The following is a 16,000-nucleotide window of genomic DNA, read 5'->3' on the forward strand; positions in this document are numbered from 1 at the left end:
ATACGGTCTGCTGATCCCCGAGAGGACGGCATCCGCGCTGCTCGCACACCCCAGCGGCAGGCACCGTCCGTCGCCCTCGCCGCGCCACAACGCGCTCCACCGCCCCGTCCACGCTGGAGCCCCCGTGTCCCCTCAGCCCGAACCTCCCTCCCCCGCTCCCTCCTTGACGGAGGTCGAGTCCCATGGCGTCGACCGGATCCCCGACGCCGAGCGCACCGCGACCCCGCTCGATCTGTTCCGCCTCGCCTTCGGCGGCGCCAACACCTTCTCCACCTGCGTTCTCGGTGCCTTCCCGATCCTGTTCGGCCTCTCCTTCTGGCAGGGTCTCGCCGCCACGCTGCTCGGAGTCGTCGTGGGCGCACTGATCCTGTGCCCCATGGCCGTGTTCGGACCGGTCAACGGCACCAACAACGCCGTGTCGTCCTCCGCACACCTCGGTGTGCACGGCCGCGTGATCGGCTCTTTCCTCTCACTCCTCACGGCCATCGCGTTCTTCTCGATCTCGGTGTGGAGCTCCGGCGACGCCCTGGTCGGCGGCGCGCACCGGCTCTTCGGCCTGGACCGCGGCAACCTCTCCTACGTCGTCGCGTACGCGCTGTTCGCGGGGCTGGTCCTCGCGGTGTGTGTATACGGCTTCCGCTTCATGCTGTTCGTCAACAAGATCGCCGTCCCCTCGGCGAGCGTGCTGTTCCTGATCGGCGCCATCGCCTTCGCCGGTGACTTCGACCCGTCCTACGCCGGGGTGTTCACCGATTCCGCGGACGCACAGACCCAGTCGCTGTTCTGGCCGTCGTTCATCGGCGCGGCCCTGATCGTGCTGTCCAACCCGGTCTCGTTCGGGGCGTTCCTCGGCGACTGGTCCCGCTACATCCCGGCGTCCGCCCCGCGCCGCAGGGTGATCGGCGCCGCGTTCCTGTCGCAGATCGCGACGCTGCTGCCGTTCGTCTTCGGCCTGGCGACGGCGAGCATCATCGCCACGAAGGTCCCCGAGTACGTCGATCCGGCGGCCCCCGACTTCGTGGGCGGGCTTCTGGCGATCTCGCCCGGCTGGTACTTCCTGCCAGTGTGCCTGCTGGCCCTGATCGGCGGGATGGCGACGGGCACGACCGCGCTGTACGGCACCGGTCTGGACTTCTCCTCGGTCTTCCCGCGGCTCAGCCGGGTGCAGGCCACCGTTCTGGTCGGCGTGTTGTCGATCGCGTTCATCTTCGTGGGGCGGTTCGCGCTCGACCTGGTCCAGTCGATCTCGACCTTCGCCACCATGATCATCACCTGCACCACGCCGTGGATGGTCGTGATGATGCTCGGCTACTGGACCCGGCGCGGCTGGTACGACCCCGACGCCCTTCAGGTCTTCAACCGCCGTCAGCGCGGCGGCCGTTACTGGTTCGCGCACGGCTGGAACTGGCGGGGCATGACCGCGTGGTGGGTGGCGGCCGTGGTCGGTGTGCTGTTCACCAACATCCCGGGGCAGTTCGTCGGCCCGCTGGGCGACCTGGCGAACGGGGTGGACATCGGCCTTCCGCTGTCGCTGGCCGTGGCCGCCGCCCTGTTCGTGGCGCTGCTGTGGCTGTTCCCCGAACCGCGGGCGGTGTACGGGCCCGAGGGTGCGCGGCTGGCGCGGACCGTCGAGGTGCCGGTGCCGCCGATCAGCGGGCCGAGAGCGTTGTCGGTGCCACCGGCTAGCTTGCTCTCATGACTCAATTCGTTCTGGTGGCGGGTGCGAAGCTGGGCGCGTGGGCGTGGGACGAGGTGGTGCCCGAGTTGCGGGCGGCCGGACACGGGGCGCATGCGCTGACCTTGTCCGGCCTGGCCGACAAGCGGGGCACACCGGCCGGGCAGCAGACCCATGTGCGCGACATCGTCGAGGAGGTGGAGCGTCTCGACCTGCGGGACGTGGTGCTGGTCGGGCACAGCTACTCGGGCATACCGGTCGGGCAGGCCGCCGAGCACATCGGCGGCCGGCTGGCACGGGTGGTGTACGTCGACGCGAGCGTCCCGACCGACGGGAAGTCGTTCCTGTGGGGGTGGCCGAGCGACGGCGTCCGGGCGGCGATCGAGGCGAACGACGGCTTCTGGCCGTCCTTCTCGGCCGAGGACCTGGCGGAGCAGGACCTCACCGACGAGCAGATCGCCCGGATCGTTCGTGACGCGACGCCCCATCCCGGCGCCTCGCTCACCGAACCGGCCGTCCTGACCCGCCCGCTCGCCGAGTTCCCGTCCACCTACGTCAAATGTCTGCTGGACTGGCCCGAGCCGAGTGACGACGTCGCCGAACTCCTCAAGAGCGACCGCTGGGAACTGGTGACCATGAACACCGGTCACTGGCCGATGTTCTCCCAGCCGCGCGAACTGGCCCGCATCCTGCACGGCACGGTCACCGCACCCTGATCCACTCCCCCGCCTACCGGTCGGTATGGTCGGCGTACAGCGCGTTCTCACTGACGAGAGGCGGGGCCTACGCATGGGCAAGCACTGGGCGGACTTCCAGTACGAGATCTATCTGAACGGGATGTCGGGAGCCGTACCCCGGCTGCCCACCGATCTGACGCGGCTGGAGGAGCTCACCGAGCAGCGCCTCGGTCCGGGCCCCGTCGGCTACGTGGCGGGCAGCGCGGGTGACGGCAGCACCGCCCGCGCCAACCGGGCGGCCCTGCGGCGGCGCCGGATAGTGCCTCGGATGCTGCGGGACGTGCACGAACGCGATCTGTCCGTCGAGGTGCTGGGCCGCGCCCTGCCCGCCCCGATGGCCCTGGCACCGATCGGCGTGCTGTCGATCATGCACCCGGACGCGGAGTGCGCGGCAGCCCGCGCCGCCGCCGCGCAGGGTGTGCCGTTCACCCTGTCCTCCGCCTCCAGCACTCCCATGGAGCAGGTCGCGGAGGCCATGGGCGACGCCGAGCGCTGGTTCCAGCTGTACTGGCCCAAGGACCGGGAGGTGGCCCGCAGTTTCCTGAACCGGGCGAAGGCGGCCGGGTTCAGCACGCTCGTCGTCACGCTGGACACCCCCATGCTGGCCTGGCGGCCCCGCGATCTCGACCAGGCGTATCTGCCGTTCCTGCACGGCGTGGGCACGGCCAACTACTTCTCCGACCCGGCTTTCCGGGCGGGCCTGGCCAAGCCGGTGCACGAGGATCCGAACGCGGCCGTGATGCACTTCGTCGGCATGTTCTCGGATCCCGCGAAGACCTGGCCGGACCTGGCGTTCCTGCGGGAGAACTGGGGCGGCCCGATCGTCCTGAAGGGCATCCTGCACCCCGACGACGCCCGCGCCGCCGCCGACGCCGGGATGGACGGGGTCGTCGTCTCCAACCACGGAGGCCGTCAGGTGGCGGGCTCCGTCGGCGCGGCCGACGCCCTGCCCCGCGTCGTGGAGGCGGTCGGTGACCGGCTGACCGTGCTGTTCGACAGCGGCATCCGCACCGGCGACGACATCTTCAAGGCGCTCGCCCTCGGCGCGCAGGCGGTGCTCGTCGGACGGCCGTACGCCTACGGCCTCGGCCTGGACGGTCAGGCGGGCGTCGAGCACGTCATCCGCTGTCTGCTGGCCGAACTCGACCTCACCCTCGCCCTCTCCGGGCACTCCGGCCCCGCCACGCTCGGCCCCGCCGACCTCATCGAGGAAACCGCATGACCGCCCAGCAGAACGTCCTCGCCGTCGTCTCGCCCCACGTCGGCGGCCGTGGCATCGGCGCCGGCCTCGCCACCCTCTTCCCCGCGGACGCGTACGTCACCGTCGTGGAGAGCGCGGACGAGGACCCGGCCGCCCTGCGCTCGGCGCATGTCGTCATCACCGCGCTCGCGTCGGTGACCGCCGAACACCTCGCCGCCGCACCGGAGTTGCGGCTGGTGCAGTGCGCGAGCCACGGCTTCGACTACGTCGACGTGGACGCCGCCGGTGAGCGCGGCGTGCGGGTGTGCAACATCGGCTCCAGCGGCGCCGAGGCGCAGAACGTGGCCGAGCAGACCTTCGCCCTGATGCTGGCTCTCGCCAAGCAACTGGTCCCCGCGCACAGCGCACTTGTCGAGGCCGACTGGGCGCTCCCCCGCCTCCAGAACTCGCTCACGGAGCTGTGCGGCAAAACGCTCGGCATCGTGGGCCTGGGCCAGATCGGGCGGGAGGTCGCCCGGCGTGCGGTCGCCTTCGACATGAACGTCGTCTATGCGGGACGCCGCCGGCTGCCGCCGGAGACGGAGGCCGCATTCGGCCCGGCCCGCCACGTCCCGCTCGACGAACTCCTGAGCACTGCCGACTACGTCTCCCTGCACACCCCTCTCACCGACGAGACCCGGCACCTGCTCGACGCCGGGCGACTGGCGCTGCTGAAGCCGACGGCGTTCGTGATCAACACCGCGCGCGGCGCGCTGATCGACCAGGACGCTCTCGCCGACGCACTGGAGAAGGGCGCCCTGGCCGGGGCGGGCATCGATGTCTTCGACCCCGAACCGCCCACCCCGGCCCTGCGTCTGCTGCGCGCCCCGAACGTGGTGCTCTCCCCGCACGCCGGCGGTGTCACCCGCGAGACCCTGGTCCGTATCGCCCTGGCCGCCGTGCAGAACGTGACCGACTTCCTGGCCGGCGGGACACCTCGGGACGTCGTGAACTGAGCGCTCCGCTACGGGTGCCGCATCACGTCTCCCTCATTCGCGGCGCCGTCGTGGCTGGTCGCGCAGTTCCCCGCGCCCCTGACCGGCGCTGCCGAACCGCAGTCGAGTTCGCCCGACAAGATGCCGTGGCCGTTCGGACTAGGCGTCCTCCTCCCTCAGCCGCACCGCCCGCGCCCCCGGGGTCTCCACCTCGGCGCCGGAGAGCGACCCGGGGCTCGCCGACGTCGCCGGATCGGTCAGCCAGCGCTGCCCCTCGGAGCCGTCGCGGACCTTGACGACGATGTCGGCGCCCGCGTCGGCGGTGGTGGCCGCCAGGGCGAGCTGTTCGTCCCAGCGGGGCAGCAACTCGCCCTGGACGGTGAGGTCGTAGCGCACGTCGTCGGCCCGTTCCGAGTCGGCGTCGACGCATGTGCCCAGGATCACCACACCCGCGTCCGCGTGCGAGTCCAGGCACAGATCGGGCTCCGCCACGCTGCGCAGCAGGCCGTCCTTCTCGTACGACCACCGCTGGGTGTCGTCGTCCGAGCACTTGGCCAGCTCCGTCCCGGCCCCGGCCTCGGCAGCGCCCCTGATGTCGAGGCACAGGTCGGCCTCGGCGTTGCGCAGCCTGGTCTGCCGGGGGGCGTTGGGGAGTTGGGCCGTGCCGGGGGGCGAGGTGGACACCGTGGGGGGCGGTTGGGTCGCCGTGCCGCCTCCGGTGGCCGAGGCGGCGGGGTCGACGCCGTCGTCGTCCGACAGCAGGCCGGAGGCCAGCATGATCGCGATGAGGCCGGCCGAGGCCAGCCCCACCCCCGTCAGCAGCGTCCGTGAGGAGCGCGCCCCGCCCGGCGGCCGACGCAGCTGTGCGGGGATGCGCGGCAGCAGCCGACGGCGGCCGGCGCCGTGCCGGGCCGCGCCGCGCGCCCGGGCCGAGGCGTCCGGGTTGCGGCCCGGCCGGGTGTCCAGATAGCGGCGTGCGCCCCAGCCGAGCACCGACTCGGCGATGAGGACGCCCAACCCGCCCTCGAAATGACTCAGTTGTTCGGCGGCGTTGCGGCAGTAGCGGCACTCCGTCAGATGCTGCTGGACATCCGGCAGCAGGGCCCCGCCGCGGCGAATCGGGACGTCGAGGAGACGGTTGTAGAACCGGCAATCCTTCGTGGGCGCGAGTTCCCGATGGGCATGTACACAACCTTCTCGGAATTTATCACGCGCTTGTTCGAGCGCGGCCGAGGCGGTGACGGTATCCATGCCCAGCAGTCCGGCGGGGACGCCAATCGGCTCGGCTTCGACCTCGGTGTGCCAGAGGAGACATCGGGCAAGTCCCGGAAGCGCCTGGAATGACTGATCGGCAAGCTTCCGATTTTCGGGCGTCATGGACTTCGCGGTACGCATACCGCGACCGCCCGCGGGTTTCCCCAGCTCCGGCAGAACGCCCGCTATTCGATCGTCGGACGACCACTGCCGGACGGTGTCGCGGACGGCGACGAGGAGCCGGGGACGCAGCGCGACGGCCGGTTCGCCGAGCGCCAGACGGTCGAGGACGTGATGGAACGCGGCCGCGGTGACCAGGTCCACGACATCGGCCGGAGTGGCGAGACAGATCACCGCGTATTCATGGACCGGCTGCCAGTGGCGAGCCATGAGCAGCGCGACGGACGGGGCGGCCTCACCGTCCGGCCGGCCCCGAAGTCTGGCGGCGAGCCCTTCGTCGGATTCCTCGGGAACGCCGCCGGGCGGGGGGTAAGGGGGGCGAGGGGGGTGGGGGGTGGGCACTGAACGGATTCCTTCCCACGCGCAAGACACAGAAGTTCTGATCGCCGAAAAGGAGCGGTGACTTGGTGTGTACCTCTTCGACGCGTGCGCGGGGAGCACGAATTCACCGACGCCCATCCGCACCGGTTCCCCCGCGGAACGAATGAGCTACGGATTTTCCACCCCCCACGGGTACTTCACCCTTGCACAGCGCACTGATGACCAACAAGGCACTTGAGCAACATCAGCCCCATTGAAAGAAAGTCAGATACGGCGGCAACTCGCCGCACCCGCGCCACCTTTAGGCATTCCATGCACCCCGTGTGAAACCGACGCACACGCCGGGGCACCACGCACGCTCCCCGGCGCACCCAGCGGCGTAGTCCACTGAAGCAGGCCCTCTCGGAAGGCCCCGTGCAGGACGGCGGCTCTCCTGCGCGCCATGGGCCGCCGACCCCGTTCCTCCCGCCCTCGGTCGGCGGCCCCGGGGCGGAAGGAACGGGGACCGCCGGGCCGGGCGGCGTCGCGTGGCGGCGGGCGAGCCTCTAGGGCCTGTCAGACAGGCCCTAGATCTGCCAGGACCGCAGCCGGTCCGCCGCGCCGTACACGTCGACCTTGCCGGAGATCAGGTCACGGGCCAGGTCGACGAGGGCGCCGTAGGGCGGGTCGATGCCGACGCCGCTGACGAACATGTAGGCCACCGCGGCGGAGCAGGCGAAGCGGGCGTTGGCCGAGGGCAACGGCTTGAGCAGGGCGAGGGTGTGCAGCAGCGCGGCGGCCCGCCAAGCCGGGTCGGAGTCGATGCCCAGTCGGGGCGGATCCACGCGATGGCGGGCGACGGCGGCGACCAGCGCCGAGAAGTCGTTGATCGTGGGCTGGTCGGGCAGGACCTCTTCGTGCCGCTGGAGCAGCCAGGGCACGTCGATGTGGATGACGGGTGCCATCGGTCAGGCGGCTCGTCCCTCGCCCTTGGCGGGCGGTTCGTCGTCGGGGAAGGCGGCCGCGAACTCGTCGGCGTGCGACGAGAAGAACCGGCGGAACGCCTCGGCGCCTTCCTGTAGCGCCCGGTGCCGGGCTATGTCCGCCGCTGCGGCCTCCCGCACGAGCGCCTTCATCGACGTACCGCGTTCCTTGGCGATCTGCCGCAGGTCCTCTAGCTCGCGGTCGCTGAACTCCACGTTGAGAGCTGGCATGCTCCTCACGGTACCGCTCGGGTACTTACGCGTAAATACCAGCAGGTCAAGTGTCATGTACGCCGGTACCAAAGGCGCCTCATCAGACCCGCCGGGCCGCCCGACCGTGGATCGCTCTGCCCGAGACGTGGGTCACATTCCGCCGAGGGATGTCACATTCCGGCCGCCGCCCGCCCTCGCAGTAGTGAGCGCGCGCACCGGGAGGCCCCACGCATGTCCGACATCCCCGCAACCGTCACCGACGACGCGACCGTCGTCTTCGTCCAGCACCGTGAGCTGATGTTCGGCGTCGTCTACAACATGCTCGGCAGTGTCGCCGACACCGAGGACGTCCTTCAGGAGACCTGGCTGTCGTGGACGGCGCGGGGCGGCGGCGCGCCGCTCGACGGTGTCGAGAACCCGCGGGCGTATCTCGTGCGGATCGCCGTCAACCACGCCCTGACCCGACGGGCCGCGATCAGCCGGAGGCGCGAGACCTACGTCGGCCCGTGGCTGCCCGAGCCGCTGGTCGCGGAGGGCGAGGCGGCCGACGTCGAGGACCCTGCGCTGCGCACCGAGTCGGTGTCGCTGGCGATGCTGGTGGTCCTGGAGTCGCTGACCCCGCTGGAGCGCGCGGTGTTCGTGCTGCACGAGGTGTTCGGCTACCCGCACACGGAGATCGCGGACATTATCGAGCGCAGCCCGGCGGCCGTACGGCAGCTGGCGCATCGCGCGCGCGAGCACGTGCACGCCCGGCGGCCGTTGTACGAGGCGCACCCGAGAGTGCGGCGGGAGGCGACGGAGCGGTTCGTGCGGGCGGCGGTGGGCGGGGACATCGCCGAGCTGATGGAGATCCTCGCGCCGGACGTGACCGTGTGGACGGACGGCGGCGGCAAGCGGAAGCGGGCGGGGCTGCGGCCCGTGCACGGCCGGGACAAGGCGGCCCGGCTCTTCGACTCGTTCGCCCGCCGGGGCGGCGCTGAGGGCGGCCACCTGGACCTGCGCTACCGGCGGGTCAACGGCGACGACGCCGCGGTGCTGTTCCAGGGCGAGGAGCCGTACGCCGTCCTGGTCCTGGACCTCACACCGGACGGTGAGCGGGTGTCCGGCGTCTACGTGGTGAGCAACCCCGAGAAGCTCACGCATGTGCACCGGGGGGAGGCATGAGCGCCACCCGGGAGCTGCCCGGCAGAGGCGAGCGGGTCGCGGACTGGTTCGACGGCCGGCTCGGCATCCACACACTGGGCCGGAAGTATCTGCGCAAGGTCTTCCCGGACCACTGGTCCTTCCTGCTCGGTGAGATCTGTCTGTACAGCTTCGTCGTACTGATCCTGACCGGCGTGTACCTGACCCTGTTCTTCCATCCGTCGATGAACGAGGTGACGTACCACGGCAGTTATGTGCCGCTGAACGGCGTCCGCATGTCCGAGGCGTACGCCTCCACGCTCGACATCAGTTTCGACGTGCGCGGCGGCCTGCTGATGCGGCAGGTGCACCACTGGGCGGCGCTGGTCTTCGTCGCCGGGATGCTCACGCACATGATGCGGCACTTCTTCACCGGGTCGTTCCGCAAGCCGCGGGAGATCAACTGGCTGTTCGGCTGGACCCTGCTGTTCCTCGGCCTGTTCGAGGGCCTGTTCGGCTACTCGCTGCCGGACGACCTGCTGTCCGGCACGGGCATGCGGTTCGTGAACGGGGCGCTGCTGTCCGTCCCGGTCGTCGGGACGTATCTGTCGATGTTCCTGTTCGGCGGCGAGTACCCGGGCCACGACATCGTGGCCCGCTTCTACTCGCTGCACATCCTGGTGATCCCCGGCATCATGGCGGCGCTGGTCGTCGCGCACATCCTGCTGGTCGTGTACCACAAGCACACACAGTTCGCGGGCCCCGGGCGCACCGAACGCAATGTCGTCGGGGCGCCGTTCATGCCGGTGTACCTGGCGAAGGCGGGCGGCTTCTTCTTCCTGGTCTTCGGCGCCCTGGCCCTGATGGCGGCCGTGGCGACGATCAATCCCGTCTGGTCGTACGGCCCCTACCGTGCCGACCAGGTCTCCACCGGCGCCCAGCCGGACTGGTATCTCGGCTTCGCCGAGGGCCTGGTCCGGATCATGCCGGGCTGGGAGATCACCTTGTGGGGCCACACGCTGGTCCTCGGGGTGCTGATCCCGGTCGTGGTCTTCCCGCTCCTGCTGGTCGCGATCGGCGTGTATCCCTTCCTGGAGGCCAGGATCACGGGCGACAGGCGCGAACACCATCTGCTCGACCGTCCCCGCAACCGCCCCGTCCGCACCGGGCTCGGCGCGGCCTGGATCAGCCTCTATCTGGTGCTGCTGGCGGGCGGCGGCAACGACATCGTGGCGACCCGGCTCCATCTGTCGATCAACACAGTGACCTGGGCGATCCGGATCGCGGTGCTGATGGTCCCGGTGATCGTCTTCATCGTCACCCGCCGTATCTGTCTGGGCCTCCAACACAGCGACAGGGAGCTGGTGCTGCACGGCAGGGAGACCGGCGTGATCAAGCGACTGCCGCACGGCGAGTACGTCGAGGTGCACGAGCGGCTGAGTCAGGCCCGGCTGCACACTCTCACGGCTCATGAGCGGCCGGCCGAGCTCGTCGAACGCGAACCGCGGGGAAACGAGCGGACGACGACCAGCTGAACGACGTGTACCGGGGCCGTAACGTCCGGCGGCCCCTACAACCCCCGGTGATGCGCCGCTGTCACATCAGATACCGACACAACGGCCCATCACACCAAGGGAGTTCACGTGTTCATGCGCTCAACGGCCGTCCGATCGACCGCCGTCTCCGGCCTGCTCCTGGCGGCCACGGCCGTGGTCGTGCCGCCCGCCCACGGGGCGGACGGCGACGAGTACGTGGTGACGCTCGACACCAGCACCGCCACGACGGACTACACGCACCGCACGGTCGACCTGACCGGCACCCTGACCCGCACCGATGGAACACCCGTCGCCGACGCACCGGTCCAGCTCGAGGAATCGGTGCTGTTCGACACCTGGAACCCGTGGGGCGACCCCATCGACCCGACCGAGTGGGAGACCCGCGGCCTGGGCACCGTCCGGACGGACGCCGGGGGGCACTTCACCCTGGAGGACGTCCCCGCGGACCGGGTGGAGAGCACGCCCAGCCCGTATCTGTTCCCGCGGCACGAGGTGATGTTCCGGGCGATCTACGACACCGACCCGACCGACAACCACATGGCGTTCGCGGACACCACGGTCAAGGTGAAGCCCGTCACCAGCGCCCTCGCCTACCACGTCAACAAGACGCGGGTACGCGAGGGCGACACGCTCGTCGTCATGGGCCGGATCACCTGGCCCGCCGGGCACGGCCCGATCGCCGGCACCCGGGTGTTCCTGCGGACGTACTACGAGAGCTCCTCCAACGCGCAGACCACGACCGACGCGCGCGGCAACTTCACCGTGCGCGCCAAGATCCGGGACTACGACAACGAGTTCGTGATCTTCTCCGCGCCCAAGGACTACTACATGGCGGGCGCGAGCCAGGACCTCCCGGTCAAGAACGTCACTCCCTGACCGGGGCTGTCCTCATCCCTGGTCGGCCACGAAGGAGGCCATCCGGGTCAGGGCGGAGTTCCAGTTGATCGTGTGCTCGTTCGTCGACCAGGACTGGATGTCGTCGATGTAGCAGAACTGGCCCACGCAGCCCTGGAGCTTGCTCTGTGCGTAGGGGTCCTGGATGCTCGAGTTCGGCCCGCCGGCGAGGGTGCCTGCCGGCGGGTTCGGCTGGCTCGGGTCGAGCTGGTGGGCGTACCAACGGGCGTGCTGGTTATGAGAGTTGACCTCGCCGTAGCCGGTCACGTACGAGATGTTCAGCGCGTTGCGCCCGAAGAGGTAGTCCATGCTCTGCACGGCGCCGTCACGGTACTTCGAGGTTCCGGTGATGTCGTATGCGGTGGCGATGACGACGGCGTTGTGCAGGATCTGGTGGTTGGAGCCCCAGTCGTAGAGGTTGCCGTCGGGGGCGTACGGCATGCCGTACGGCTGTGCCTTCAGCGTGGCGAGGTAGCGGTCGGCGCCCTTGATCACGGACTGGCGGACCTTGTCCCTGCCGGGCAGCTTGCTCGGCACGGTCGCCAGGTCCAGCCGGGCCGCGGCGGCCGTCCTGGCCCAGTCGTAGCCGAGGGCGCCGAAGATGTCGGCGGTATGGACGGGCGAGTTCAGTACGTGGTCCGCGAACTGCCGCTCCCTCGTGCTGAGATACAGCTCGGCCGCGGCCCAGTAGAACTCGTCGGTGACGTTGTTGTCGGCGTAGGTGCCACCGCCGATGCCGTCGCTCTCCGAGGCGTACAGGTCGGGGTGGGCGAGCGCCGCAGACCATGCCGTGCGGGCGGCGGCCAGCGCCTTCGCCGCGAACTGCCGGTCGTACGGCTGGTACAGGCGCGCCGCCTGCGCGGCCGTCGCCGCGAGATTCAGGGTCGCGGCGGTGGACGGCGGGTGCAGTTCGCGTTTCTGCGGATCGTCGCTCGGCAGCAGCGGCAGACCGGTCCACTGCTCGTCGTGGATCTTGTGGTGCGCCATGCCGGCCAGCGGCTGTCCCGCCGGGACCTGCATCTTCAGCAGGAACTCCAGCTCCCAGCGGACCTCGTCCAGGATGTCGGGGACCTTGTTGCCGCTCTCGGGGATGGCGAGCGTGCCATCGCCAAGCCGCTCCGACTCCCCCGTGCGGGCGAGGAGTTCGCGCTCGTACGTGCTCAGCAGCTCCCACACGGAGATGCCGCCGTTGACGACGTACTTGCCGTGGTCACCCGCGTCGTACCAGCCGCCGGTCACGTCGAGCTCGTAGTCGCACACGCCGGGCCGACAGGGCACCGCGCCGTCGCCCTGGTTGGGTGCGACGTCGACGTGTCCGGCCGGGCGGGCATAGCCGGGGCGCAGGTCGTCGCGGATCGCTGTGCCACTGCGCTGGGTGTAGTAGTACTTCACGGCGTCGAGCCGCAGCCGCTCGTACGCGGCCGCCCCGATGTCGAAGGGGCGGCTCGCTTCGCCGTCGGCGACCAGCGTGAAGTCCTTGCCCGGCTTGCGATAGGCGCCGAAGTCGAGGGAGTGGACGTTCTGCGCGGAGGAGGCGTCGGTGCCGCGCGGCACGGTCCAGCCATGGGCGACGACGGTCCCGGCGGCGTTCTTCAGCTGCCACGGCAGCCTGCCGGTGGCGTCGGTGACCAGCGTGGCGTTCTTCGGTCCGGCGGGCAGATAGGCGACCTGGTTCACCCGTACCCGCGGCCCGGTGTCGGGCTCGTACACCTCGGGTGGGACACCGCCCAGCAGCGAGGCGTCGTCCATGCAGAACCGCCATGCGTCCGCGCCGCCGCCGACCTGGAAGGCGACCTGGCCCTGCGGGGTGTCGACGGGTGAGGTGAAGGTGTACGAGTAGGAGTTCCCGGAGACGCTCAGCTCCGGGGTGACCTCGAAGTAGGTGTCGTACGGCGCCGCCGACAGACCGACGATCGCCCGCACGGCATGGCCCTCGGGCGAGCCCTTCGCGGTGAAGGAGAAACGGTACGACTCGCCCTTCACCAGCGTGATGTCGTTCTGGCCGACCGCGGCGTCCCATGGGTTGGTGGTGCCGCCGGGCACGTCGGCGCAGAGTTGCCCGTCGGACAGGGCGGCGGTGACGTTGCCGGTGGTCCACCACGGCTCGGTGGTGGCGTCGAAGGTGCCGTTCTTGAGCTGCTCGACCTCCTCGGCACCGGCGGGGGCGGCCGGAAGCGCGGTGAGGCCCGCGGCCAGCAGGGCCGTCAGGGACAACAGGGTGGTTCTGCGTCGTTTCACGTCTGGGCTCCTCGGGGTGAGGTGCGTACGACGCTCCCAGGCGTGGGAGCGCTCCCAAGTCGAATAGCTGCCATGCTTGTCGGCGACATGACACTCGTCAACGGTTCGGACGGTCATCTTTCGAGCGCGGCGCCGTCGCGGCCTGCCGCATGACGCCTTGCCTTCGTCGGGGCTTGGAAGTACCTGGACGTCCCCGAAGCACTAGGCTGGAGCCCGAGTGAGCATGTTTGTTCACCGTGTGTGTGCGCGTTGGAGTGGCGATCATGAGCCCGGATTATCCGTTCGACGAGGCCGCGACGGCCCGGGCGGTCATCGACGACAGCGGCGTTCTCGTCGAGTGGAACGCCGGTGCCGAGCGGCTCCTCGGCCATCCGGCGCACGAGGTCGTGGGGCGCCCGGCCGCCTGTCTGCTGGCGGACGAGGTCGACCGCGAGTCCCTCACCCCGGTCGGCGAGCGCTGGGACGGCGTCCTCACCCTGCGCCATCGCGACGGCGGCACGGTGGCCGTGTGGCTGCTGGCCCACCGCGTACGTCCGCAGGAGGACGGTCCCGAACACTGGCTCGTGGTCACGCCGATCGAGGGCGACGACCCGCGTCCGCCCGACGATCCGCTGGATGACGTCGGACTGCTGGAATCCCCCTGTGCCATGGCGATCTACGACGACCGGCTGCGGCTGCGCAGGATCAACTCCGTCATGGCCGAGGTCCTCAGCCTGTCCGAGGAGAACGTGCGCGGGCTGCGGCCGACCGAACTCACCGGCCGGCGGCAGAGCCACGACATCGAGCGACAGCTCCTGCGCGTGCTCACCACGGGCCGGGGCACCGACGTACGGACGTACATCCCGGTCGGCGGTGACAGAACCCATGCCTGGCTGGCCCGGATGGCCCCGATCACGGACGCCAAGGGGCGGGTGCACGGCGTGTCGGTAGCGGCACACGACTTCACCGACCAGTACCTGGCCCAGGAACGGCTCCAGCTGGTCAACGAGGCCAGCGTGCGCATCGGCACCACCCTCGACGTCACCCGCACGGCGCAGGAACTGGCGGACGTCTGCGTCCCCGCCCTGGCCGACTTCGTCAGCGTCGATCTGCTGGATCCGCCGGAGCACGGCGCCGAAGCCCCCACCGGACGCCTGTCCGCACCGATCACCCTGCGCCGTGCCGCGCACAACTCCATCAATCCGGGCAACCCCGAGGCGGTGGTCAAGCCCGGCCATCTCGATGTGTACCCCACCCCCTCGCCCCAGGCCGACGCGCTGCTGGCCGGCCACACCATCGTGGCCGCGGTGTCGACCGGCGATCTGGAGGAGTGGCTGGCCTGGGACCCGGCGCGCTCCGAGCGGATCGGGAAGTACGGCATCCACACGACGATGTCCGTTCCGATCCAGGCCCGTGGCACCACGCTCGGCGTCGCCGTGCTCAGCCGGTTCAGGAACCGTCAGCCGTTCACGCCCGACGACGCGCTGCTGGCCGAGGAGGTCACGGCCCGCGCGGCGGTCTGCATCGACAACGCCCGCCGCTACTCCCGCGAACGCGAGACCGCCCTCGCCCTCCAGCGCAGCCTGCTCCCCCGCTCCCTGCCGCGCACGGCCGCCCTCGAAGCGGCCTCCCGTTACCTTCCGGCGGCGCGCTCCGGGGTGGGCGGCGACTGGTTCGACGTGATCCCGCTGTCCGGGATGCGGGTGGCGATGGTCGTCGGGGACGTGGTCGGGCACGGCATCCAGGCGTCGGCCACCATGGGGCGGCTGCGGACCGCCGTGCGCACGCTGGCCGACATCGACCTCGCACCCGACGAACTGCTCACCCACCTCGACGACCTGGTGGTACGGCTGTCCGAGGAGGCGGGCACCGAGGCCGGGCCCGGCGAGGTCGGCGCCACCTGTCTGTACGCGGTGTACGACCCGGTCTCCCGGCGCTGCACGCTGGCCCGGGCCGGACACCCGTCGCCCGTCATGGTCCCGCCCGGCGGCGAGCCGGAGGAGATCGAGCTGCCGGCCGGGCCGCCGCTGGGCCTGGGCGGGCTGCCGTTCGAGTCCGCCGAGATCGAACTGCGCGAGGGCACGGTGCTCGCGCTCTACACCGACGGCCTGATCGAGACCCGGGAGCGCGACGTCGACGCCAGCCACGCGCTCCTGTGCGACGCGCTGTCGTCCCGGTCCGACACGCTGGACGAGACCTGCGACCGTGTCCTGCACGCCCTGCTCCCGCCCGGCGGCGTCGCGGACGACGTGGCCCTGCTGCTGGCCCGCACCCAGGGCCTGCCCACCTCCCGGGTGGCGACCTGGCACATCCCGGCGGACCCGGCGCTCGTCGCGCCGATCCGCAAGCAGGTCGTGGAACAACTGGCCGTCTGGGACCTGAGCGTGGCGTCGTTCACCGCCGAGCTGGTGGTGAGCGAGCTGGTCACGAACGCCATCCGCTACGGCACCCACCCCATCCGGCTCCGGCTGATCCATGACGCGGCGACCCTGATCTGCGAGGTCTCCGACACCAGCCACACGGCACCGCATCTGCGCCGCGCCAAGACCTTCGACGAGGGCGGCCGCGGACTGCTCCTGGTCGCCCAGCTGACCCAGCGCTGGGGCAGCAGGCACACGACGGACGGCAAGACCATCTGGGCGGAGATCGGGCTGCTCGGCGAGGAGTGAGTAGCCGCCGTCAGAACGGGGACTT

The 16,000-nt window shown here is 70.5% G+C and carries 12 protein-coding genes; 8 read left to right on the plus strand and 4 right to left on the minus strand.

Annotation, left to right across the window (positions count from 1 at the left end):
* Positions 1 to 124: 124 nt before the first annotated feature.
* The 4 genes from ACFPQ9_RS07355 to ACFPQ9_RS07370 all read left to right on the plus strand — a co-directional run bounded on the left by ACFPQ9_RS07355 (position 125) and on the right by ACFPQ9_RS07370 (position 4,608).
* Positions 125 to 1,699 (plus strand): purine-cytosine permease family protein, encoded by a 1,575-nt coding sequence (locus ACFPQ9_RS07355; RefSeq protein ID WP_380848542.1) that lies wholly within the window; start codon positions 125 to 127, stop codon positions 1,697 to 1,699.
* Positions 1,696 to 2,391 (plus strand): alpha/beta fold hydrolase, encoded by a 696-nt coding sequence (locus ACFPQ9_RS07360; protein ID WP_380848545.1) that lies wholly within the window; start codon positions 1,696 to 1,698, stop codon positions 2,389 to 2,391. Before ACFPQ9_RS07355 ends, ACFPQ9_RS07360 begins: the two co-directional genes overlap by 4 nt.
* Before the next feature lie 73 nt (positions 2,392 to 2,464).
* A complete protein-coding gene (locus ACFPQ9_RS07365; RefSeq protein WP_380848548.1) occupies positions 2,465 to 3,634 on the plus strand; it encodes a lactate 2-monooxygenase in 1,170 nt (389 codons plus the stop codon).
* Positions 3,631 to 4,608 carry a 2-hydroxyacid dehydrogenase gene (locus tag ACFPQ9_RS07370; protein WP_380848550.1) on the plus strand — a complete coding sequence of 326 codons (978 nt, stop codon included), beginning with the start codon at positions 3,631 to 3,633 and terminating at the stop codon, positions 4,606 to 4,608. Before ACFPQ9_RS07365 ends, ACFPQ9_RS07370 begins: the two co-directional genes overlap by 4 nt.
* Positions 4,609 to 4,746: 138 nt before the next feature.
* Here ACFPQ9_RS07370 and ACFPQ9_RS07375 read toward each other — a convergent pair whose 3' ends face one another.
* The 3 genes from ACFPQ9_RS07375 to ACFPQ9_RS07385 all read right to left on the minus strand — a co-directional run bounded on the left by ACFPQ9_RS07375 (position 4,747) and on the right by ACFPQ9_RS07385 (position 7,535).
* Positions 4,747 to 6,363, minus strand: coding sequence for an RICIN domain-containing protein (locus ACFPQ9_RS07375; RefSeq protein ID WP_380848553.1), 1,617 nt, complete (start codon positions 6,361 to 6,363; stop codon positions 4,747 to 4,749).
* Positions 6,364 to 6,908: 545 nt separating this feature from the next.
* Entirely contained in the window at positions 6,909 to 7,286 is a 378-nt protein-coding gene (locus ACFPQ9_RS07380; protein ID WP_030950043.1) for a hypothetical protein, read from the minus strand.
* 3 nt (positions 7,287 to 7,289) lie between these two features.
* On the minus strand, positions 7,290 to 7,535 hold the full coding sequence (locus ACFPQ9_RS07385) for a hypothetical protein (protein ID WP_015655829.1): 246 nt from the start codon (positions 7,533 to 7,535) through the stop codon (positions 7,290 to 7,292).
* Between the two features lie 213 nt (positions 7,536 to 7,748).
* Between ACFPQ9_RS07385 and sigJ the strand changes: the two genes are divergently transcribed.
* The 3 genes from sigJ to ACFPQ9_RS07400 all read left to right on the plus strand — a co-directional run bounded on the left by sigJ (position 7,749) and on the right by ACFPQ9_RS07400 (position 11,071).
* The gene (gene sigJ / locus ACFPQ9_RS07390) at positions 7,749 to 8,681 is read left to right on the plus strand and encodes an RNA polymerase sigma factor SigJ (protein ID WP_380848558.1); all 933 of its coding nucleotides are present in this window, start codon (positions 7,749 to 7,751) and stop codon (positions 8,679 to 8,681) included.
* Positions 8,678 to 10,174, plus strand: a complete 1,497-nt coding sequence (gene qcrB, locus ACFPQ9_RS07395) for a cytochrome bc1 complex cytochrome b subunit (protein WP_380848561.1) — start codon at positions 8,678 to 8,680, stop codon at positions 10,172 to 10,174. Before sigJ ends, qcrB begins: the two co-directional genes overlap by 4 nt.
* Before the next feature lie 114 nt (positions 10,175 to 10,288).
* Positions 10,289 to 11,071 (plus strand): acyl carrier protein, encoded by a 783-nt coding sequence (locus ACFPQ9_RS07400; protein ID WP_380848564.1) that lies wholly within the window; start codon positions 10,289 to 10,291, stop codon positions 11,069 to 11,071.
* A 12-nt stretch (positions 11,072 to 11,083) separates the two neighbouring features.
* On the opposite strand, the gene ACFPQ9_RS07405 is transcribed toward ACFPQ9_RS07400, so the two are convergent.
* The gene (locus ACFPQ9_RS07405; RefSeq protein WP_380848567.1) at positions 11,084 to 13,327 is read right to left on the minus strand and encodes a glycoside hydrolase family 9 protein; all 2,244 of its coding nucleotides are present in this window, start codon (positions 13,325 to 13,327) and stop codon (positions 11,084 to 11,086) included.
* A gap of 263 nt (positions 13,328 to 13,590) precedes the next feature.
* Between ACFPQ9_RS07405 and ACFPQ9_RS07410 the strand changes: the two genes are divergently transcribed.
* Positions 13,591 to 15,975, plus strand: a complete 2,385-nt coding sequence (locus ACFPQ9_RS07410; RefSeq protein WP_380848570.1) for a SpoIIE family protein phosphatase — start codon at positions 13,591 to 13,593, stop codon at positions 15,973 to 15,975.
* Positions 15,976 to 16,000 lie beyond the last annotated feature (25 nt).

Origin of the sequence: Streptomyces coerulescens, from assembly GCF_042657965.1 — a bacterium.
Taxonomy (GTDB): domain Bacteria; phylum Actinomycetota; class Actinomycetes; order Streptomycetales; family Streptomycetaceae; genus Streptomyces; species Streptomyces coerulescens.